General features: G+C 70.5%; 18 protein-coding genes and 1 other RNA gene. 14 read left to right on the top strand and 5 right to left on the bottom strand.

The genetic code is table 11. The annotated features are described in order from the left end of the window. The first annotated feature begins 163 nt into the window (after positions 1 to 163). The 4 genes from SSP24_RS35675 (at position 164) to SSP24_RS35660 (ending at position 5,324) form a co-directional block, all read left to right on the top strand. Positions 164 to 1,843, top strand: coding sequence for a serine/threonine-protein kinase (locus tag SSP24_RS35675; RefSeq protein WP_141314245.1), 1,680 nt, complete (start codon positions 164 to 166; stop codon positions 1,841 to 1,843). A 122-nt stretch (positions 1,844 to 1,965) separates the two neighbouring features. Continuing rightward, entirely contained in the window at positions 1,966 to 3,195 is a 1,230-nt protein-coding gene (locus SSP24_RS35670; protein ID WP_141314243.1) for a serine/threonine-protein kinase, read from the top strand. 123 nt (positions 3,196 to 3,318) lie between these two features. Further along, the gene (prfB, locus tag SSP24_RS35665; protein ID WP_141314241.1) at positions 3,319 to 4,425 is read left to right on the top strand and encodes a peptide chain release factor 2; all 1,107 of its coding nucleotides are present in this window, start codon (positions 3,319 to 3,321) and stop codon (positions 4,423 to 4,425) included. 296 nt (positions 4,426 to 4,721) lie between these two features. Further along, the gene (locus tag SSP24_RS35660; protein ID WP_141314240.1) at positions 4,722 to 5,324 is read left to right on the top strand and encodes an LPXTG cell wall anchor domain-containing protein; all 603 of its coding nucleotides are present in this window, start codon (positions 4,722 to 4,724) and stop codon (positions 5,322 to 5,324) included. 87 nt (positions 5,325 to 5,411) lie between these two features. Here the strand turns inward: SSP24_RS35660 and SSP24_RS35655 are convergent, their stop codons facing one another. Then, the gene (locus tag SSP24_RS35655) at positions 5,412 to 5,603 is read right to left on the bottom strand and encodes a hypothetical protein (RefSeq protein WP_141314238.1); all 192 of its coding nucleotides are present in this window, start codon (positions 5,601 to 5,603) and stop codon (positions 5,412 to 5,414) included. A gap of 233 nt (positions 5,604 to 5,836) precedes the next feature. Between SSP24_RS35655 and ftsE the strand changes: the two genes are divergently transcribed. From ftsE to SSP24_RS35625, 6 genes are all read left to right on the top strand, one after another. Next, positions 5,837 to 6,526 (top strand): cell division ATP-binding protein FtsE, encoded by a 690-nt coding sequence (gene ftsE, locus SSP24_RS35650; RefSeq protein ID WP_141314236.1) that lies wholly within the window; start codon positions 5,837 to 5,839, stop codon positions 6,524 to 6,526. A gap of 54 nt (positions 6,527 to 6,580) precedes the next feature. Then, complete coding sequence (gene ftsX / locus SSP24_RS35645; protein ID WP_141314234.1) at positions 6,581 to 7,498, top strand: permease-like cell division protein FtsX; 918 nt, start codon at positions 6,581 to 6,583, stop codon at positions 7,496 to 7,498. Between the two features lie 67 nt (positions 7,499 to 7,565). Further along, positions 7,566 to 8,729, top strand: coding sequence for a S41 family peptidase (locus SSP24_RS35640; RefSeq protein WP_167529798.1), 1,164 nt, complete (start codon positions 7,566 to 7,568; stop codon positions 8,727 to 8,729). 63 nt (positions 8,730 to 8,792) lie between these two features. After that, positions 8,793 to 9,272, top strand: coding sequence for an SsrA-binding protein SmpB (smpB, locus tag SSP24_RS35635; RefSeq protein WP_141314232.1), 480 nt, complete (start codon positions 8,793 to 8,795; stop codon positions 9,270 to 9,272). A gap of 100 nt (positions 9,273 to 9,372) precedes the next feature. Beyond that, positions 9,373 to 9,741: a transfer-messenger RNA gene (gene ssrA, locus SSP24_RS35630) on the top strand. 141 nt (positions 9,742 to 9,882) lie between these two features. Further along, positions 9,883 to 10,866: an extracellular catalytic domain type 1 short-chain-length polyhydroxyalkanoate depolymerase gene (locus SSP24_RS35625; RefSeq protein ID WP_141314230.1), complete on the top strand. Its 984-nt coding sequence runs from the start codon at positions 9,883 to 9,885 to the stop codon at positions 10,864 to 10,866. A gap of 193 nt (positions 10,867 to 11,059) precedes the next feature. Here the strand turns inward: SSP24_RS35625 and SSP24_RS45000 are convergent, their stop codons facing one another. The 4 genes from SSP24_RS45000 to SSP24_RS35610 all read right to left on the bottom strand — a co-directional run bounded on the left by SSP24_RS45000 (position 11,060) and on the right by SSP24_RS35610 (position 15,912). Continuing rightward, positions 11,060 to 11,194 (bottom strand): hypothetical protein, encoded by a 135-nt coding sequence (locus SSP24_RS45000; RefSeq protein ID WP_268255088.1) that lies wholly within the window; start codon positions 11,192 to 11,194, stop codon positions 11,060 to 11,062. A gap of 122 nt (positions 11,195 to 11,316) precedes the next feature. Further along, the gene (locus tag SSP24_RS35620; RefSeq protein WP_174864781.1) at positions 11,317 to 12,327 is read right to left on the bottom strand and encodes a LacI family DNA-binding transcriptional regulator; all 1,011 of its coding nucleotides are present in this window, start codon (positions 12,325 to 12,327) and stop codon (positions 11,317 to 11,319) included. Beyond that, positions 12,327 to 14,576 (bottom strand): alpha-xylosidase, encoded by a 2,250-nt coding sequence (gene yicI, locus SSP24_RS35615; protein ID WP_141314228.1) that lies wholly within the window; start codon positions 14,574 to 14,576, stop codon positions 12,327 to 12,329. The genes SSP24_RS35620 and yicI overlap by 1 nt, the downstream gene beginning before the upstream one ends. A gap of 121 nt (positions 14,577 to 14,697) precedes the next feature. Continuing rightward, entirely contained in the window at positions 14,698 to 15,912 is a 1,215-nt protein-coding gene (locus SSP24_RS35610) for an MFS transporter (protein ID WP_141314226.1), read from the bottom strand. Between the two features lie 83 nt (positions 15,913 to 15,995). Between SSP24_RS35610 and SSP24_RS35605 the strand changes: the two genes are divergently transcribed. The 4 genes from SSP24_RS35605 (at position 15,996) to SSP24_RS35590 (ending at position 20,459) form a co-directional block, all read left to right on the top strand. Beyond that, positions 15,996 to 16,964, top strand: coding sequence for a LysR family transcriptional regulator (locus SSP24_RS35605; RefSeq protein WP_141314224.1), 969 nt, complete (start codon positions 15,996 to 15,998; stop codon positions 16,962 to 16,964). Between the two features lie 54 nt (positions 16,965 to 17,018). After that, positions 17,019 to 17,681: a hypothetical protein gene (locus SSP24_RS35600; protein ID WP_141314222.1), complete on the top strand. Its 663-nt coding sequence runs from the start codon at positions 17,019 to 17,021 to the stop codon at positions 17,679 to 17,681. 116 nt (positions 17,682 to 17,797) lie between these two features. Then, the gene (locus tag SSP24_RS35595) at positions 17,798 to 19,183 is read left to right on the top strand and encodes a nitrate/nitrite transporter (RefSeq protein WP_141314220.1); all 1,386 of its coding nucleotides are present in this window, start codon (positions 17,798 to 17,800) and stop codon (positions 19,181 to 19,183) included. A gap of 103 nt (positions 19,184 to 19,286) precedes the next feature. Beyond that, entirely contained in the window at positions 19,287 to 20,459 is a 1,173-nt protein-coding gene (locus SSP24_RS35590) for a uroporphyrinogen-III synthase (RefSeq protein ID WP_141314218.1), read from the top strand. Positions 20,460 to 20,732 lie beyond the last annotated feature (273 nt).

Here is a 20,732-nt window from a genome sequence, read left to right as displayed (position 1 = left end):
AAAAGTGCCTGCCCGGGGCGGCATCGGCGACCGGTTGAGATCGGTCACGTCCGCTTTCGGCAACCTGAAGACCGAGGCGAGCGTCTTTCCTTCGAACGCGGTCCCTCGCACCACGGCACTACAGTGGGTCGGACCATGCAAGCAAGCAGCAGGGAGCCATGACGTGCGGCCGGTAGGGAGCAAGTACCTCCTTGAGGAGCCGCTGGGACGCGGCGCCACAGGCACCGTCTGGCGAGCCCGCCAGCGGGAGACCGCGGGGGCCGAGGCGGCGGTGCCCGGTCAGCCCGGTGAGACCGTCGCGATCAAGGTGCTCAAGGAGGAGCTGGCGAGCGACCCCGATGTCGTGATGCGCTTCCTGCGGGAGCGGTCCGTCCTCCTCCGGCTCACCCATCCGAACATCGTCCGGGTCCGCGACCTGGTCGTCGAGGGCGACCTGCTGGCCCTCGTCATGGACCTCGTCGACGGCCCCGACCTGCACCGCTACCTGCGCGAGAACGGCCCCTTCACGCCCGTCGCCGCCGCCCTGCTCACCGCGCAGATCGCCGACGCGCTGGCCGCCAGCCACGCCGACGGCGTCGTCCACCGCGACCTGAAGCCCGCGAACGTCCTGCTCCAGCAGTACGGCGGCCAGATGCACCCGCTGCTGACCGACTTCGGCATCGCCCGCCTCGCCGACTCACCCGGCCTCACCCGCACCCAGGAATTCGTCGGCACGCCCGCGTACGTCGCGCCGGAGTCCGCCGAGGGCCGCCCGCAGACCTCCGCCGTCGACATCTACGGCGCCGGAATCCTGCTGTACGAGCTGGTCACCGGGCGTCCGCCGTTCTCCGGGGGCTCCGCCCTGGAGGTCCTGCACCAGCACCTGAGCGCCGAGCCGCGCCGCCCCTCCACCGTCCCCGAACCGCTGTGGACGGTCATAGAGCGCTGTCTGCGCAAGAACCCCGACCAACGGCCCAGCGCCGAGAACCTCGCGCGCGGGCTGCGGGTCGTCGCCGAGGGCATCGGCGTGCACGCGAACTCCGCGCAGATCGCCGCCGCCGAGGGCGTCGCCGCGCTCCTCGCACCCGACCCGGCCCCCGCCCCCGTACCCGGGACGCCCGGCGCGGCCGACCCGACGCAGGTGCTGCCGCACGGCACCCCCGGGTACGACCCGAACGCGGCGACCAGCGTGCTGCCGCACACCGGCGGCCCGGTCGGTGCCGCCGACCCCACCGCCGTACTGCCGAACACCGGGCCCGGCGGTGCCGACCCGACCCAGGTGCTGCCGCAGGGGCAGCAGCCCGAGCAGCCGCACCCCTGGCAGACCCAGCTGCGCGCCGCGCGCGACCGCAACGAACAGACGCAGGTCCAGTACCTCGACCCCAGCCAGGACCCGCTGCGCCGCCGCCCGCAGCGGCAGGTCGCCCGCCCGCAGCAGCAGCCGCGGCCCCAGCAGCGTCCTCAGCAGGGCCCGCCGCAGGGACCCCCGCCGGGGTACGGCTATCCGCCGCAGCAACAGCCGCAGCAGTACGCCCCGCAGCGCCCGCAACAGCAGCCGCCTCAGCGGTACGCCCCACCGCCCACGCCCGAGCCGCAGCGGCCGGCGCGGGAGCCGCGACAGCGCAGCGCCAATCCGATGCGGATCCCGGGGCTGGGCTGTCTGAAGGGGTGCCTGTTCACGATCGTCATCCTGTTCGTGGCGGGGTGGCTGATCTGGGAGCTGAGCCCGCTGCAGTCGTGGATCGGCACGGGCAAGGGCTACTGGGAACAGCTCACGGACTGGTTCGGCACGGTGACCGGATGGATCGGGGACCTGGGCGGGGATTCCGGCGGTTCCGGGGGCACGGGTACGTCCACGCCGTAGCCGGTCTGCAGTAGCGGGTGTGTTGATTTGTCGACACCTGGCGGGTGATTTCCGCCTCGGCGGTGAACGTGGGCTCTTCGGACGCGTAGTTTTAGCGACAACACGCGTCTGTAGGAGCAGTCTTGGCACGGAAGATCGGCAGCCGGTACACCGCGAACCAGATCCTGGGGCGGGGCAGCGCCGGCACGGTGTGGCTGGGTGAGGGGCCCGAGGGGCCCGTCGCCATCAAGCTGCTGCGTGAGGATCTCGCATCCGACCAGGAGCTCGTCGGACGCTTCGTGCAGGAGCGCACGGCCCTGCTCGGGCTCGAACATCCGAACGTCGTCTCCGTCCGCGACCTGGTGGTGGACGGCAACGACCTCGCCCTCGTCATGGACCTGGTCCGGGGCACCGACCTGCGCACCCGGCTGGACCGGGAGCGGCGGCTGGCGCCCGAGGCGGCGGTCGCGATCGCGGCGGACGTCGCGGAGGGGCTCGCGGCGGCGCATGCGGCGGGCGTCGTGCACCGGGACGTGAAGCCGGAGAACGTCCTGCTGGACATGCAGGGCCCGCTCGGACCCGGCGGCTCGCACCGCGCGCTGCTGACGGACTTCGGCATCGCCAAGCTGATCGACTCCCCGCGCCGCACCCGCGCCACGAAGATCATCGGTACGCCCGACTACCTCGCGCCGGAGATCGTGGAGGGCCTCCCGCCCCGGGCCGCGGTGGACATCTACGCGCTCGCGACGGTGCTCTACGAGCTGCTCGCCGGCTTCACCCCGTTCGGCGGCGGCCACCCCGGCGCCGTCCTGCGCCGCCACGTCACGGAGACGGTCGTACCCCTCCCCGGCATCCCCGAGGAGCTGTGGCAACTGCTGGTGCAGTGCCTGGCGAAGGCACCGGCGTCGCGGCTGCGGGCGTCCGAGCTGGCGTCGCGGCTGCGGGAGCAGCTGCCGGCGCTGCGGGGGATGCCGCCGCTGGACGTGGACGAGCCGGACGCGGAGCCGGAAGAGCCGTCTCAGACGCCGCCCGCCGGGCCGCCGGAAACGCCGGTACGGGTACGCCGGGGCGCGGTCCCCCTGGTCCCCGGCGCGAAGCCCGACTCCAACCGCGACACCCATACGTCGATGAGGGTCCCGGCGCCGGACGAGCTGGCGGGCGGTGCGCGGGGGACGGCACGGGCACCCAGGGCCGCGGGAGCCCCCCGTCCCGGCTCCGCCCGGCACCGGGCGACCACCCGACGCCGACGCCTGATCCTGGCGGTAGCCGCCGTCGCGGTCGCCGCGGCCGCGGGCACTGGCGCCTGGCTGGCCACGTCGGACGAGGCGGCCTCCCCGCAGGACACGAAGAACACGGCCCCGGCGTCACCCTGACGACGCAGGGGGCTATGCCCACCCACCACCCGTTTACTGTCGGTCAAGAGCCGACCCCCCTCAGCCACCAGCCCACCCCACAGCGCGGCCGAGGTCGCTTGCCGCAGCCGTTACGCTGGAGGCGTGGCAGTCGTCGATGTATCCGAAGAGCTCAAGTCCCTCTCCTCGACCATGGAGTCGATCGAGGCCGTCCTGGACCTCGACAGGATGAGGGCAGACATCGCCGTGCTCGAGGAGCAGGCGGCCGCGCCGTCCCTGTGGGACAACCCGGACGAGGCGCAGAAGATCACCAGCAAGCTCTCCCACCTCCAGGCCGAGGTCAGGAAGGCGGAGGCACTGCGCGGGCGGATCGACGATCTCGCGGTGTTGTTCGAGATGGCCGAGGAGGAGGACGACCCGGACACCCGCGCCGAGGCGGAGTCCGAGCTGGCCGCCGTCCGCAAGGCCCTCGACGAGATGGAGGTGCGGACGCTTCTCAGCGGTGAGTACGACGCCCGGGAAGCGCTCGTGAACATCCGCGCCGAGGCCGGTGGCGTCGACGCCGCTGACTTCGCCGAGCGGCTCCAGCGGATGTACCTGCGCTGGGCCGAGCGGCACGGCTACAAGACCGAGGTCTACGAGACGTCGTACGCGGAGGAGGCGGGCATCAAGTCCACCACCTTCGCCGTGCAGGTGCCGTACGCCTACGGCACCCTCTCCGTCGAGCAGGGCACGCACCGCCTGGTGCGCATCTCGCCCTTCGACAACCAGGGCCGCCGCCAGACCTCGTTCGCCGGTGTGGAAGTGCTTCCCGTCGTCGAGCAGTCCGACCACGTCGAGATCGACGAGTCCGAGCTGCGTATCGACGTCTACCGGTCCTCCGGGCCGGGTGGTCAGGGCGTGAACACCACCGACTCCGCGGTGCGCATCACGCACCTGCCGACCGGCATCGTCGTCTCCTGCCAGAACGAGCGGTCGCAGATCCAGAACAAGGCCACCGCCATGAACGTCCTCCAGGCCAAGTTGCTGGAGCGGCGCCGCCAGGAGGAGCAGGCCAAGATGGACGCCCTCAAGGGCGACGGCGGCAACTCCTGGGGCAACCAGATGCGTTCGTACGTGCTGCACCCGTACCAGATGGTCAAGGACCTGCGCACCGAGCACGAAGTCGGCAACCCCGAGGCCGTGTTCAACGGTGAGATCGACGGGTTCCTGGAGGCCGGAATTCGCTGGCGCAAGCAGCAGGAGAAGTAACAGAAGCGTTTTGTCGACAAGGCAACTGCCGCCCATCCGGCGGCAGTTGCCTTTTCCATACCTGGATGTCTGGGTTTTACATCACACTCACAGGCTTCAACGCCCGGCAAAGAACCCGTACCTGGACATCGCGTACGCAACGGCCTTGACGTTGCTTTGAAAAATGGGAAGGGTGAAGCGTGGCATGCGTATCTCTGGGGCGCATGTGAACCGGGGGGCATCAGCACAGCTACTCCCGTCGATCACGGCCCCGAGCGCCGCCTCAATGACGATCAGCTACTGGGGGTAGCAAGCACATGACCAACAAGACGCGCATCCGTGTCGCGCGGATCGCGGCCGGCACCGTGATCGCGGCCGGCGCCTCGCTGACCGCCGCGGGTGTGGCTTCCGCCGACGAGACCGACGACTGCATTCTTCTGAATATCTGCATCTCGCCGAGCCCGACGTCCACGGAGACGACGCCGACGGTGGAGCCGACTGCGACGGAGACCGTGACGACGCCGCCCACGATCCCGACGGGCAACCCGACCGTCCCCACGGGCAACCCGACCGTCCCCACGCTTGAGCCCACCGAGTCGGACAACCCCACCGCGGACCCGTCCGAGTCCTCGGACGACGACACCACCGCCCCCGGCACCGGTGGCGGCGGCGACAACACCGACCCCGACGGCGGCTCCGGCCCGTCCACGCAGGACGAGGGCTCCTCGTCCCTCACGGACACCGGTACGGAGATCCCGGCGGCCGACACCTCCGCCCAGGGCGGCGGCGACGAGCTCGCCGAGACGGGTGCCACGCAGACCACGTTCCTGCTGATCGGTGCCGCGACGATGATCGCCGGTGGCGTCGCCTTCCGTGTGCTGCCGCGCATGATGGCCGGCCGTGGCGGTGCGGCTGCCTGACGGTAGCCGAGCGTAACCGTCGAAGGGCCCGGAGCAGTCGCTCCGGGCCCTTCGACGTTAGGTCTGCTCCGCGTAGCTCTGCGGTCGTTACGCGGTCTGGTGCGCGAGGAGCGCGACCGCCGCGATCAGCACCACCAGCAGGGCGATCAGGGTCATGGGGTTGAGAGCCGCGAGGGGGTTCTGCTGCTGAAGCCGCTCGCGGTTGGCCCGGCACACGGGGCAGCGGCCCTCGGTCACGGGCGCGGCACAGTTCGCGCACACCAGCCGGTCGTACGTCATGTGCTCGCCTCCTTGCACCGGTACCAGTTCATTGTGACAACGCCTGGGGGAACGCAAACGTTCCCCCACCACTGTGCCAGGTTCCTCCGGAAAGAGCGCGGGCGCCTACGGAAGGGGGCACCTCACCGGCACAAAAAGGCACAAGCAGCTCACATCCCCACCTGTGCCTGCGCTTGCGTACCCGCTTCGCGTATGGTCACGCACATCTACCCCCGGCGACCCGTGGTGCATCCGTGATCCGATTCGACAACGTCTCCAAGGTCTACCCCAAGCAGACCCGCCCCGCCCTCAGGGATGTCTCCCTGGAGGTGGAGAAGGGCGAGTTCGTGTTCCTCGTGGGGTCCTCCGGCTCCGGAAAGTCCACCTTCCTGCGGCTGATCCTCCGCGAGGAGCGGGCCAGCCACGGGCAGGTGCACGTTCTGGGCAAGGACCTCGCCCGGCTCTCCAACTGGAAGGTGCCGCACATGCGGCGGCAGTTGGGAACGGTGTTCCAGGACTTCCGGCTGCTGCCGAACAAGACGGTCGGCGAGAACGTCGCGTTCGCGCAGGAGGTGATCGGCAAGTCGCGCGGCGAGATCCGCAAGTCCGTGCCGCAGGTGCTCGAACTCGTCGGGCTCGGCGGCAAGGAGGACCGCATGCCGGGCGAGCTGTCCGGCGGTGAGCAGCAGCGCGTCGCCATCGCGCGGGCGTTCGTCAACCGGCCCAAGCTGCTGATCGCCGACGAGCCGACCGGCAACCTCGACCCGCAAACCTCCGTCGGCATCATGAAGCTGCTCGACCGGATCAACCGGACGGGCACGACCGTGGTGATGGCCACCCACGACCAGAACATCGTGGACCAGATGCGCAAGCGCGTGATCGAGCTGGAGAAGGGCCGCCTCGTCCGCGACCAGGCCCGCGGCGTCTACGGCTACCAGCACTGAGAGAGCACCGCAGACCCCTCGCAGACGTCCCCGGAAAGGCTTGAAGCAGACGCCATGCGCGCCCAGTTCGTTCTGTCGGAGATCGGTGTCGGTCTCCGCCGCAATCTGACGATGACCTTCGCGGTCATCGTCTCCGTCGCCCTGTCCCTGGCCCTGTTCGGCGGTTCGCTGCTGATGAGCGACCAGGTGAACACCATGAAGGGCTACTGGTACGACAAGGTCAACGTCTCGATCTTCCTCTGCAACAAGAGCGACGCCGAGTCCGACCCCAACTGCGCCAAGGGCGCGGTCACCGAGGAGCAGAAGGACCAGATCCTCACCGACCTCAAGAAGATGTCGGTCGTCGACACGGTGACGTACGAGTCCCAGGACCAGGCGTACAAGCACTACAAGGAGCAGTTCGGCGACTCCCCGCTGGCCAGCTCGCTCACGCCGGACCAGATGCAGGAGTCGTACCGCATCAAGCTGAAGGACCCGGAGAAGTACCAGGTCATCGCGACCGCCTTCAACGGGCGGGACGGCGTGCAGTCCGTGCAGGACCAAAAGGGCATTCTGGACAACCTCTTCGAGTTGCTGAACGGCATGAACTGGGCCGCGCGCGCGGTGATGGCGCTGATGCTGGTGGTGGCGCTGATGCTGATCGTCAACACCGTGCGCGTCTCGGCGTTCAGCCGGCGGCGTGAGACCGGCATCATGCGCCTGGTCGGCGCCTCGGGCTTCTACATCCAGGCGCCGTTCATCATGGAGGCCGCGGTCGCCGGACTCATCGGCGGGACGGTCGCCTGTGGATTCCTGGTGATCGCGCGGTACTTCATCATCGATCACGGACTGGCGTTGTCCGAGAAGCTGAATCTGATCAACTTCATCGGCTGGGACGCCGTTCTGACGAAGCTGCCGCTCATCCTCGCGACCAGCCTGCTGATGCCCGCCTTGGCCGCCTTCTTCGCGTTGCGCAAGTACCTGAAGGTGTGACGCATGCCAAGAGAGCCGTACGGTCAACCGCCCGTACGGCCCTTGGCGTTGTCCTAGACTCACCGGCATGTCAGGTCGTGACCTGTTCTGTCAGCCCCGCCGTTTCGGCCGCGGGGCCGCCCTGACATTGGTGTTCGCGAGCGTGCTCGTCGCCGGTGCCGCGACCGGCTCGCTGCCGGGGGGCGAGCGCAGGCCCGCGCCCGGTACGACGCCCGCCGCGGCCCCCGTCGGCAGCCACCAGGACGTCGCCCGCGCCGCCGCCGAGGCCATGGCCGAGGGCAAGTCCCCCATCGAGGCCGCGCAGCGCGCCGTCAGCCGCAGCGGCAACCGCTGGGACGCGGTCTACTCCGAGGGCGAGTACGAGGAGTTCCAGGAGGCCCTCGACGGCGAGTACACCGGCGTCGGCCTGTCCGCCCGCCGCGAGCGGGACGGACGTATCGAGGTGACGAAGGTGACCGCCGGTTCGCCCGCCGCCGAGGCCGGGATCCGCGCCGGGGACGGGCTGCGCAGCGTCGACGGGAAGAAGGTCGACGGGCGTCCGGTCACCGAGGTGGTCTCCTTACTGCGCGGCGACGCCACCGACGCGGCCGCCGGTACGATCGTCCGCCTCGGTCTGGAGCGCGGCACGCGCGCGTGGACCGAGACCCTGCGCCGGGCCCGCCTGTCCACCGACTCCGTCACCGTGCGCGCCCTCGCCGACGGCGCCACCGTGATCAGGATCGCCGCCTTCACCAAGGGCTCCGGCGAGGTCGTCCGCGATGCCGTACGGCAGGCCCCGGCCACCTCCGGGATCGTCCTCGACCTGCGCGGCAACTCCGGAGGCCTGGTCACCGAGGCCGTCACCGCCGCCTCCGCCTTCCTCGACGGCGGCCTGGTCGCCACCTACGACGTCGACGGCGAGCAGCTCGCCCTGCACGCCGAGCAGGGCGGCGACACCGCAAGACCCCTGGTCGCGCTCGTCGACGGCGGCACGATGAGCGCGGCCGAGCTGCTCACCGGCGCCCTGCAGGACCGCGGCCGCGCGGTCGTCGTGGGCTCCCGCACCTTCGGCAAGGGCTCGGTCCAGATGCCCAGCCGGCTGCCCGACGGCTCCGTCGCCGAGCTCACCGTCGGCCACTACCGCACCCCCTCCGGCCGCGGCGTCGACGGCCACGGCATCACCCCCGACCTGGAGGCCGACGAGCAGGCCCTGCGGCGGGCGGAGACCATCCTCGGCGGCCTCGGCCAGTAGCGGCCCCGGCACGATAAACGACTTCCCGCACACCCCCTGCGTGGTGCGAAAATGGTCGGCACTATGGCTAAGGAAAAAGGGCGCAAGCTGATCGCGCAGAACAAGAAGGCGCGGCACGACTACCACATCCTCGACACCTACGAGGCCGGTCTGGTCCTCACGGGCACCGAGGTGAAGTCGCTGCGCCAGGGCCGTGCCTCGCTGGTCGACGGCTTCGTCCAGCTGGACGGGCACGAGGCGTGGCTGTACAACGTGCACGTGCCGGAGTACAGCCAGGGCACCTGGACCAACCACAGCGCCCGGCGCAAGCGCAAGCTGCTCCTGCACCGCGGGGAGATCGACAAGCTGGAGTCCAAGTCGGGAGAGACGGGTCACACCATCGTGCCGCTCGCCCTGTACTTCAAGGACGGCCGGGCCAAGGTCGAGATCGCGCTGGCCAGGGGCAAGAAGGAGTACGACAAGCGGCAGACGCTCCGCGAGAAGCAGGACCGCCGTGAGGCGGAGCGGGCGATGTCGGCGGTGCGGCGCAAGCAGCGGGCGTAACCCTGCGGTCGCCGGGAATACGCTGGCATGTGGCTGCGTTGATCCCGTACGATGGCATCAACACCGGTCACGGTCGGTGTGCGCATTGAAAAATCAACATGGGGATGATCGGTTTCGACAGCGGCTGTCGAAGCAGGGGAAGCGTGTCGAGGAAGCGGCCATGATCTCGTAAACCACAGGCCGAAAAAAATAATCGCCAACACCAAGCGCGATTCCTTCGCCCTCGCTGCCTAAGTAGCGACTTGCGAAGTGTCAGCCCGGGGCTGTTCCCGACCCGGATCCTGGCATCAGCTAGGGAACTAAACCTTGATCCCGGTCACGGGGTGAAGAGGGAAACCAAACAGTGACTGAGCCCGTCGGAGACTTGTCCGCGTGATCTCCGGGGCCGAGAAAAGCACAGCGGACTGCACACGGAGAAGCCCTGGTTCCGCACCGTTGGACGCGGGTTCGATTCCCGCCATCTCCACGATCTTCGTGATCTCCATGTGACGACGGCCCGGTGGTTCGACCACCGGGCCGTCGTTGTGGTTTTTGCCCACCGGGCCCTCGTCGTGTTTATGGGGTCCCACTCCATATCGAGGGGTCGTTCACGGTTCTACGGTCCCTCCCCATGACACAGACCAGAGCCGCACAGCCCCGTATCGCCGTCCTGGCGACCCTGCTGGTCGCCCTGATCGCCGCCGTCCTCACGCCGGGGCGAGCCGCAGCCGCCTCCCTCCAGGAGGTCACCGGGTTCGGGTCCAATCCCGGCGCCCTGAAGATGTTCCGGTACGTACCCGACGGGCTGCCCGCCGGGCGGCCCGTTGTCGTCGCGCTGCACGGATGTACCCAGAACGCCTCCGGGTACGGCACCGGCAGCGGCTGGCTCCAGCTCGCCGACCGCTGGGGCTTCTCCGTCGTGCTGCCGCAGCAGCAGAGCGCCAACAACCTCTCGTCCTGCTTCAACTGGTTCCAGACCGGCGACATCGCCCGCGGCCAGGGCGAGGCCGCGTCCCTCGCGCAGATGGTCGACCGGCAGCTCGCCGACGTCTCCGGCGACCGGGGGCGGGTGTACGTCACCGGGCTGTCCGCGGGCGGTGGGATGACCGCCGTGATGATGGCGGCGTACCCGGAGAAGTTCGCCGCGGGCGGCGTCGTCGCGGGGCTGCCGTACGGGTGCGCGCAGGCCGCCGGGTCGCCGTATGTGTGCATGTACGTCGGTGCCACCCAGACCCCGAAGCAGTGGGGCGACCGGGTGCGCGCCGCGCGGCCGGGGTACGCCGGGCCCTGGCCGACGCTCACCGTCCTGCACGGCACGGCCGACTACACCGTCAAGCCCGTCAACATGACCGACCTCGTGAAGCAGTGGACCGATGTGCACGGCGCCGACCGGACGGCCGACGTGACCGACTCCGTCGCCGGGTACCCGCACCAGGTGTTCCGGGACGCGGGCGGGCGCGCGGTGGTCGAGACGTACGGCATCACCGGGATGGGGCACGGGCAGCCCGTCGATCCGGGGAGCGGGAGCGAGCAGTGCGGGAGCGCCGGGGCGTACTTCCTGGACGTGAATCTGTGCGCCGCGTACCGGATGGGGCGGGCGTGGGGTTTGGGCTGAACGACGAGCCTCTTGAAGTACGCGGCATGGAAGGCGCGTTGGAGCCGCTAGCATTTGTCCTGTGACGCACCCTATGGGTGCGTCCTCCCTTCATTTCCGGGCCCCGTCCCCTCGGGGCCCGGCCCGACGAGAGCGGTCCCGGGACCCTGACTGGCCGCCTCACGTCGAAGGGAGGACGCCCCAGCATGTGCCGTCACGAGGAGCAGAAACTGACTCTCGTCATGCGGCTGATCCGGCTCTTGCCGGAGAGGGCGGCGAAGCACGCGAGGAGGTGGCTGCTCTGGTGGCTCAGCAGGTAGTCGGATATCCCCACAGGGCCTGGGGACATCCGACACGCTCCTGGTGAGCTTGGGCATCCGCCTGAGCAAAGCATCACGGTCCCCAAGCGGCGCCCTCTGCATCCAAGTACAGCACACCAGCCCCCCACCCGGCACCACGATCAGCCACTGTTCACGAAGCCGCCCGCCGCCCCGTACTCCCCCTCTCCGTCATCCTCGGCGCCAGCAACGTCGCTTCCGGCACGCCCTTCCCGTCCAGCTTCCGCATCAGCAGTTCCACCGCCCGCGAGCCCACCTCGGCGGACGGCAGCGCGATCGACGTGACCGGTACGCGCAGTGACTCGGCCAGCTCGTCGGGGCAGATCGCGGTGATGGACAGGTCGCCCGGCACGCGCAGGCCCAACTGCTCGAAGGCGTCGGTCAGTGGCTCCAGGATCGCCTCGTTGTGGACGACGACCCCCGTCAAGGCCGGTTGCTCGCTCAGCAGTTGCTCGGCGACCGCGCGGGCCGCCGCCGGTGACGCCTCGCACGGACGCACCGCCGACGACAGCCGGTGCCGGTCGGCCGCCGCCGTGAAACCCTGCACCACCCGCTGGGCGAACGCCGTCTGCCGCACGTACACCTCAGGCGGCGAGCCGACCAGCGCCACCACGCGGTGCCCCAGCCCTGCCAGATGCTCCACGCAGGCTTCACCCGCCGCCTTGAAGTCCAGGTCGATGCAGGTCAGCCCGGACGGCGCGGCCGGGAAGCCGATCATCACCGACGGGCGGTCCAGGGAGCGCAGCAACGGCAGCCGGGGGTCGTGGAGTTGGACGTCCATCACGATCAGCGCGTCCACCAGCGCCGTGTCCGCGACCCTTCGCAGGCCCTCCTCGCCCTCCTCCTGAGTGAGCAGGAGTACGTCGTGGTCGTGGCGGCGTGCCGTGGTGACGACCGAGACGGCGAACTGCATCACCACCGGGACATGGATGCCCGCCCGTAACGGCACCACCAGCGCCAGGACGTTCGACTTGCTGCTCGCCAGCGCGCGGGCGCCGGCGTGCGGGCGGTAGCCGAGGGCGCGGATGGAGGCCTCGACCCGGCGCCGGGTCTCATCCGAGATCGGGCGTTTGCCGCTGATCGCGTAGGACACCGTGCTGGGGGAGACGCCCGCGTGCCGGGCCACGTCCGTGATCTTGACCATCAGTCCAGCTCCAGGGAGAGAAATCCGGTGCCCGCCGTCGCCCGCGCCACCCGCTCCCCGGCGGCCAGCGCCCACGGCGCCGACGGATCGCTGCAAGAGGCCCGGAGCACGTCCCCCTCCCGTACGACGGTGAAGGCCACGTCACCGACGGGCACCGTCACCTGCGCACCCCGCCGCAGCCCGTACGCCCGCAAGGTCACCCCGTCGGCGTGCGGATAGTCGGGCCGGTCGTCCACCGCGCCCACCGGGATCACCGCCCCCGGCCGCACCAGCAGCGGCACGCTCAGGAAACCGTGCCGCTCCCGCACCCACCGCGGCCCGGTCACCGTCTCCCCGCTCAGAAAGTGCGTCCACGTCCCCTCGGGCACGTAGTACGTCACGTCCCCCTCGTCGCTGAACACTGGCGCCACCAGCAGATCCGGCCCGAGCATGTACTGCCGGTCCAGGAACGCGCACCCCGGATCCTCCGGGAACTCCAGCACCATCGCCCGCATCACCGGCACCCCCTCGGTGTGGGCGGCGCGGGCGGCCTCGTAGAGATAGGGCATGAGGCGGAGCTTCAGCCGGGTGAAGTGCCGGGCCACGTCCACCGACTCCTCGTCGAACAGCCACGGCACCCGGTAGGAGGCGCTGCCGTGCAGCCTGCTGTGCGAGGACAGCAGACCGAAGGCCAGCCACCGCTTGAACAGGGCCGGTGTCGGGGTGCCCTCGAAGCCGCCGATGTCATGGCTCCAGTAGCCGAACCCGGACATCCCCAGCGACAGCCCGCCCCGCAGCGACTCCGCCATCGCCTCGTACGTCGACTCGCAGTCCCCGCCCCAGTGCACGGGGAACTGCTGGCTGCCCGTGGTCGCCGACCGGGCGAAGACGACGGCCTCCTCCTCGCCGCGGTGCTCGCGCAGCACGTCGAAGACGGTGCGGTTGTACAGGTACGTGTAGTAGTTGTGCATCCGCTCCGGGTCGGAGCCGTCGGACCAGGTCACGTCCACCGGGACCCGTTCGCCGAAGTCGGTCTTGAAGCAGTCCACGCCCTGTGCGAGCAGTGCCCGCAGCTTGGAGGCGTACCACTCGCGGGCCGCCGGGCTGGTGAAGTCGACCAGGGCCATGCCGGGCTGCCACAGGTCCCACTGCCACACGCTCCCGTCCGGCCGCCGCAGCAGATGCCCGAGCGCCTTGCCCTCCGCGAACAGCGGGGAGCGCTGGGCGATGTACGGGTTGATCCAGACGCAGACCCGCAGGCCTCTCTCCTGAAGGCGCTTCAGCATCCCCTCCGGGTCCGGGAAGACCCTCGGGTCCCACTGGAAGTCGCACCAGTGGAACTCGCGCATCCAGAAACAGTCGAAGTGGAAGACGGACAGCGGGATCTCACGCTCCCGCATGCCCTCGATGAACGAGGTGACCGTGTCCTCGTCGTAGGAGGTGGTGAACGACGTCGACAGCCACAGGCCGAACGACCAGGCGGGCGGAAGGGCCGGGCGGCCGGTGAGGGCGGTGTACTTGCGGAGGATGTCCTTGGGGGTGGAGCCGTGGATGACGTAGTACGTCAACTGCTGCGCCGCCACGCTGAACTGCACCCGCGACACGGCCTCCGAGCCGACCTCGAAGGACACCTTGCCCGGATGGTCGACGAAGACGCCGTAGCCCGCGTCCGTCAGAAAGAAGGGGACGTTCTTGTAGGCCTGCTCCGTCGCCGTGCCGCCGTCGGCGTTCCAGATGTCGACGACCTGGCCGTTCTTGACCAGGGGACCGAAGCGTTCGCCGAGGCCGTAGACGTGGGTGCCGACGCCGAGGCCGAGCTGTTCGCGCAGATAGTGGGCGCCGCTGGCGTCCCGCATGATGCCGATGCCCTTGGGGCCGCTGGTGGTGAGGGTGCGGCCGTGGGCGAGGAAGTCGACGTGCCAGGGGCCGGTGCGGGCGATGCGGACGGACAGCTCGCCGGAGGTGAGGATCGCGTGGTCGTCGTCGTACGACACCTGCGGCGTGAAGGACTCCCTCGTCACCTCGAACTCGGGGCCGCGCGGCTGCTCGCCCTCGAAGTGTGTGAGCGTGACGCCGATGACGCCCGGCATCGGAGCGTGCGCGGTGATGGTCACGACCGGTCCCTTCAGCAGGTCGCCGCGGTGGCGGACGGGCTGGGTCGGCGCGTGGATCTCCAGCGTGCCGTCGGTGGCGGTGACGTCGAGGACCTGGACCGGGTGCGCCGCGGTGACGCCCTCGCGGAGCAGCCAGTAGCCGTCGGTGAACTTCAAGCCCGGACCCCTTACTCGACAGGTTGGCGGTTGTCGAACCTGGTTCGATGCGGGACGTCGAAGCGCTTCGACGGCTGAAGATAGGGGCGCCCGGTGAGGGCGTCAATCGTTCGGTCAGCCTTTAGGGAAGCGGTTCGACAGCCCGTACGCGCCCGACGGCGATCAGCAGCGCCGCCCCCGCTGCCGCGACCGGCACCCCGTATCCCGCCGTCACCGACCCATGCTCCACCGTCCAGCCGCCGAGTGCGCTGCCGCCCGCGATACCGCCGAGGAGGGCGGTCACGGCGAGGGTCATGCCCTCGTTGAGGCGGTCGGCGGGGGTGCGGTGCTGGATGAGCGCCATGCCGGTGACCATCGTCGGGGCGGTCGCCATACCGGCGAGGAGGAGGGCGGGGGCGAGGGCGAAAAGGGAGGAGGTGGCGGTGGCGGCGAGGAGCGGGAGGGTCAGCAGGGCGGCCATGGCGGCTATGCACCAGGGAAGGCGGTGGGCAGCCGGTGTCGTGAGTTTCAGCGTGCCGAAGAGCAGACCGGCCGCGCAGGAGCCCGCCGCCTGGAGGCCGAGCAGCACGCCCGCCGCCGTGCGGTGACCCTGTGCGTCCGCGAACGCGATCGTCACCACCTCCATCGCGCCGAACACCGCGCCGGTGGCCAGGAAGGCGGCGAGCAGTGACGGCATGCCGGGGGAGCGCAGCGGCGAGCGGGCCTTCGTGCGCGGCGCGACGGGCGGTTCCGTGACGCGCTGGGCGGTGAACAGGAGCATGCCGGTGAGCAGCAGCACGCCCCCGACCAGCGTGCCCGCCTCCGGGAAGAACGTCCCGCAGAGGAAGGCCGCGAGCACCGGGCCCAGCATGAAGCACAGCTCGTCGGCGGCCTGCTCGAAGGAGTTGGCGGTGTGCAGGGCGTCGGGGTCGCCCTTGAGGAGGTGGGCCCAGCGGGCGCGGGACATGCCGCCGATGTTGGGGGTGGTGGCGGTGGCGGCGTAGGCGGCGAAGAGGGTCCAGTCCGGGGCGTCGTAGTGCAGGCAGAGGATGAGGGCCAGGCCGCCCAGCGCGGCGCACAGCGTGGCGGGGACGGCGACGCGGGCCTGGCCGTGGCGGTCGATGAGCCGGGCGACCCAGGGGGCGATCAGCGCGGTCGCGGCGAGGCCGGTCGCGGTGACGGCACCGGCGAGGGCGTACGAGCCGCGGGAACCGGCGATCATCACGACCGCGCTCACGCTGAACATGCCCATGGGCAGGCGGGCGATGAGGTTTCCGAGTGTGAAGGCCCGGGTGCCGGGATGGGTGAACAGGCGGCGGTACGGGTTGGGTTGGAGCCCAGTGGCGGATTGCGGCATGCGGCAACCGTCGCCCGTGGCCGATCAAGGGGTCCAACACCTACTCGGTGCCGATTCACGCACTCCCGTTGTAAGTTCCCACCATGCCCGCTCCCGCCCACCACCTCGACCCCCGCCTCCTGCGCGCCTTCGTCACGGTCGCCGAGGAACTGCACTTCACCCGCGCCGCGACCCGGCTGTACGTCGCCCAGCAGGCGCTGAGCAGGGATGTACGGCGGCTGGAGCGGGAGTTGGGCACCGAGCTGTTCGTCCGGACGACCCGGCAGGTGACGCTGACCGCGGACGGGGAGCGGCTGGTGCCGTACGCCCGCCGGATGCTCGCGGCGCAAGAGGAACTGCTCGCGGCCTTCGGGCAGGTCAGGCCCCTGCTCGTCGACCTGAACTCCCCCGGCCTCGGCACTCCCCGCCGGGTGCTGCACCGCGCCCGTGCGCTCGCCCCCGAGTACGAGCTGATGGCCCGCTACGAGAGCGGTCTGACCGGAGCGGCCGGGGAGCTTCTGGCGGGGCGGATCGACGCGTCGTTCGGGCGGTTCGCGGGACTGGATCCGGCGCTGCGGCGGCAGTTGGCGCACCAGCTCGTCCGATACGAGCCGATGGCGATCGTGCTGCCGGAGGACCATCGGCTGGCGTCACTGGAGGAGGTGCCGCTGGCCGCGCTGGCGGGGGAGACGGTGTACGCGGGGGCCGGGAATCCGCGGACACCGGAGTGGACCGATCTCGCCCGGCGGCTGTTCGACGGGCGCGGGATCGAGATCGCGGCGCCCTCGCCGCTGGCGGTGGGGGACGAGGAGTTCCAGCGCGTGATGGCCAGGACGCGGTGTCCGGTCCTCGCCGTGGTGGACTTCCCGGCCATGCCCGGGTCGGTACGGCGACGGCTGGTGGGCCCCGTGCCGTTGTCGCCGGTGTCGCTGGTGTGGCGGAAGGGGGCGGAGCATCCGGCGCTGGATGTGCTGCGGCGGGCGGCGGGGGAGGTCGGGCGGGAGGAGGGGTGGTCGCGGGTGCCGGACGGGGGATGGATGCCGGAGGCGGACAGGCTCGCGTGCGGCGACTGAGGGTGGCAGACTGCCCCGGTTGCGCAGGTGAATCAGAGTGATCGGGGGATTCCGGTGAGTAAGCGCCAGGTGCGGAAGATGCTGGGGCTGATGGCGAGCGGGGGGCCCGTCGAGGTCACGAGCACGATGTCCGTGAAGAAGCTCGCGCGGCTCGCCTTCTTCGCCCAGCAGTTCGGGTACGAGTACGTCGACGTACGGCAGGCCGGGTCGCGGAACAACGCGATGGTGATGCTGATCATGCCCGACCCCAGCCCCGTCGCACGGACGCGGGCCGCACAGAACTGGGCGCAGTATCCGAACGCCGCTGACGGCGTCTCCCTGCCGCCCGTCGTCCCCAACGCCCTTGAGCTGCTCAAGGCCCGGATCAACTTCGACCTCACTGGCCGGCACTCCGAGAAGCAGCGGCTGGTGTACGCGGCGCTCGCCGTCACCGTCGGCAGCCTGCTGGTCGGGCTGAGGATCGGCGGTGACAGCCGCTTCCTGGTCGCCGGGATCATGTGGGGCTCGTGCCTGAGTCTGCTCGCCGTCGCCTTCACCTTGGGCCGCCGGCGCAACGCCAGGTATGCCGCCCGCCTCCAGGCCGCCGGGTTCACGCCGGTGACGGACGAGAAGGGGCGGCTGCGGTATCTGCCGCCGGGTGCGCGGACGCCGGGGCACCCGTTCGCGAGCGGGCCGTACGGCGAGCCCGACCTCTCAGCCCGCCCCCACCCGGGGTGAGAGCAAAGTTCCCTTCCGGTCACCCACCGCCACAGACCGGAAACGCGCCCTCCCTACCTTCGGGACTCAGCCACTGAAGAGCAGCACGACTGAGCCCGGAGCACCGTGGAGGCGTCATGACAGCCCCGAGTACAGCCCCCGCATCCAGCAGCAGGGGAGGCCGCTGGATCGAGCACTGGGATCCCGAGAACGAGACCTTCTGGAAGGAGACCGGGGAGAAGGTCGCCCGCCGCAACCTGATCTTCTCGGTGCTCTCCGAGCACATCGGTTTCTCCATCTGGACCCTGTGGTCGGTCATGGTGCTGTTCATGGGCCCGGAGTACGGCCTCACCCCGGCCGACAAGTTCGTCCTGGTGTCGATGGCCACGCTGGTCGGCGCGATCGTCCGCGTCCCCTACACCTTCGCCGTCGCAATCTTCGGCGGACGGAACTGGACGATCATCTCGGCGAGCCTGCTCCTCGTCCCCAGCATCGCCGCCTTCGTCGTCATGGAGCCGGGGACCTCGTACACCACCTTCCTGATCTGCGCGATGCTCACCGGTATCGGCGGCGGCAACTTCGCCTCCTCCATGACCAACATCAACGCCTTCTACCCGCTGCGGAAGAAGGGCTGGGCGCTCGGCCTGAACGCGGGCGGCGGCAACATCGGCGTGCCGGTGATGCAGCTCGTCGGGCTGGCCGTGATCGGTGCGAGCGGTGGGCCGCGGGTGCTGCTCGGGATCTACATCCCGCTGATCGTCGTCGCCGCGGTGCTCGCCGCGATGTACATGGACAACATCGCGTCCCTCAAGAACGACTCCGGCGCCGCCAAGGAGGCCGTGCGGGCCGGCCACACATGGATCATGTCCTTCCTCTACATCGGCACCTTCGGCTCGTTCATCGGCTACAGCTTCGCCTTCGGCCTGGTGCTCCAGACCCAGTTCGGGCGTACGCCGCTGCAGGCCGCGTACGTCACCTTCATCGGCCCGCTGCTGGGCTCGCTGATCCGGCCGGTGGGCGGCGCGCTCGCCGACAAGTACGGCGGTGCGAAGATCACGCTGTGGAACTACGTCGCCATGGCCGCCGCCACCGGCGTGATCATCCTGGCGAGCATGCAGGAGTCGCTGCCGCTGTTCACGGTCGCCTTCATCGCGCTGTTCGTGCTGAGCGGCGTCGGCAACGGGTCGACGTACAAGATGATCCCCGGCATCTTCCAGAACAAGGCCCTGGCCATGGGCCTCGAAGGGGAGGCGGCCGCGGCCTACGGACGGCGGCTGTCCGGGGCGTCCATGGGGCTGATCGGCGCGGTGGGCGCGCTCGGCGGGCTCGGGATCAACCTGGCCTTCCGGCAGTCGTTCCTGAGCGTGGGCTCCGGCACCGGCGCGTTCGTCGCCTTCCTCGCCTTCTACGGCCTCTGCTTCGCGGTCACCTGGGCCGTATACCTTCGCCGCCCGGCCGGCCAGGTTCCGGCCACCCAGGCCACCGCCGAGGCGAAGCCGCAGCTCAGCTACGCCGAGGTGTGACGTAACACCGACGACATCAAGCCGAACCGAGCCTGTCACGCGCCGTTGACAGGCTCGGTCGCATGTAGGTGCACACGACTCGAGTGCGGGACGAGAGTTAGCTATGTACGAGCAACAGCGACGGCCGGAACAAGCAGCGCAAGGGGCGGAGCACGGGCCCCTGGCCGGGTTCACCGTGGGCGTGACGGCCGCGCGCCGGGCCGATGAACTCGGGGCGCTGCTCCAGCGGCGTGGTGCTGCCGTACTGCACGCGCCCGCCCTGCGGATCGTGCCGCTCGCCGACGACAGTGAGCTGCTGGCCGCCACCAAGGAGCTGCTCGACCGGGTGCCGGACGTGGTTGTGGCGACGACCGCGATCGGTTTCCGGGGGTGGGTCGAGGCCGCCGACGGGTGGGGGTTCGGGGAGGCGCTGCTCGACAGACTGCGGGATGTGGAGCTGCTCGCCCGTGGGCCGAAGGTGAAGGGCGCGATCCGGGCCGCGGGGCTGACCGAGGACTGGTCGCCGTCCTCCGAATCCATGGCCGAGGTGCTGGACCGGCTGCTGGAGGAGGGCGTCGACGGGCGGCGCATCGCCGTACAGCTGCACGGTGAGCCGCTGCCCGGGTTCGTGGAGTCGCTCAAGGCGGGCGGGGCCGAGGTCGTCGGCGTGCCCGTCTACCGGTGGATGCCGCCGGAGGATCTCTCGCCCGTCGACCGGCTGCTGGACGCCACCGTCTCGCGCGGCGTCGACGCGCTCACCTTCACCAGCGCGCCCGCCGCCGCGTCGCTGCTGTCCCGGGCCGAGGAGCGGGGGCTGCTGGCGGAGCTGCTCGCCGCCCTCAACCACGACGTGCTGCCGGCCTGCGTCGGCCCGGTCACCGCGCTGCCGTTGCAGGCCCTCGGCATCGACACCGTCCAGCCCGAACGCTTCCGGCTCGGCCCTCTCGTCCAGCTCCTCTGCCAGGAACTGCCCGCCCGGGCCCGCTCGTTGCCCCTCGCCGGGCACCAGGTGGAGATCCGCGGCCACGCGGTCCTGGTGGACGGCGAACTCAAACCCGTACCGCCCGCAGGCATGTCCCTCCTGCGCGCCCTGTCCCGCCGCCCGGGTTGGGTGGTCCCCCGCTCCGAACTCCTCCGCGCCCTCCCCGGCGCCGGCCGCGACGAACACGCGGTGGAAACAGCGATGGCCCGCCTGCGGACGGCCCTGGGAGCACCGAAGCTGATCCAGACGGTCGTCAAACGCGGCTACCGCCTGGCCCTGGACCCAGCAGCGGACGCGAAGTACGCGGACGCCTGAGATCAGCGCGGGGCTTTGGGGCGGCGGGGGCACGCCTGCGAGTTTCGGCGCGGGCCCGCTGCCGGGCACCCTCCTCCGCGCCCGCGCGAGTTCGGCGCGCACCCGCTCGACGGTCCGGTCGCGCTCAGCGATCCCCAGCCTGGCCTGTCTCAAGGGCGCGGCTACGGCCGCCAACCACGCCGACGGCTGCCGGGGCGAGCGAGGGTGCGCACCTGTGCGGCCCACCTCGCGCCGTTGCCGTAAGCATCCGCGGGTGGCGGAGTCGTGGAGGGT

Source organism: Streptomyces spinoverrucosus, from assembly GCF_006539505.1.
Taxonomy (GTDB): Bacteria; Actinomycetota; Actinomycetes; order Streptomycetales; family Streptomycetaceae; genus Streptomyces; species Streptomyces spinoverrucosus.
Note: the sequence above shows the minus strand (reverse complement) of the source record. Positions and strands in the feature narration are given on the sequence as shown.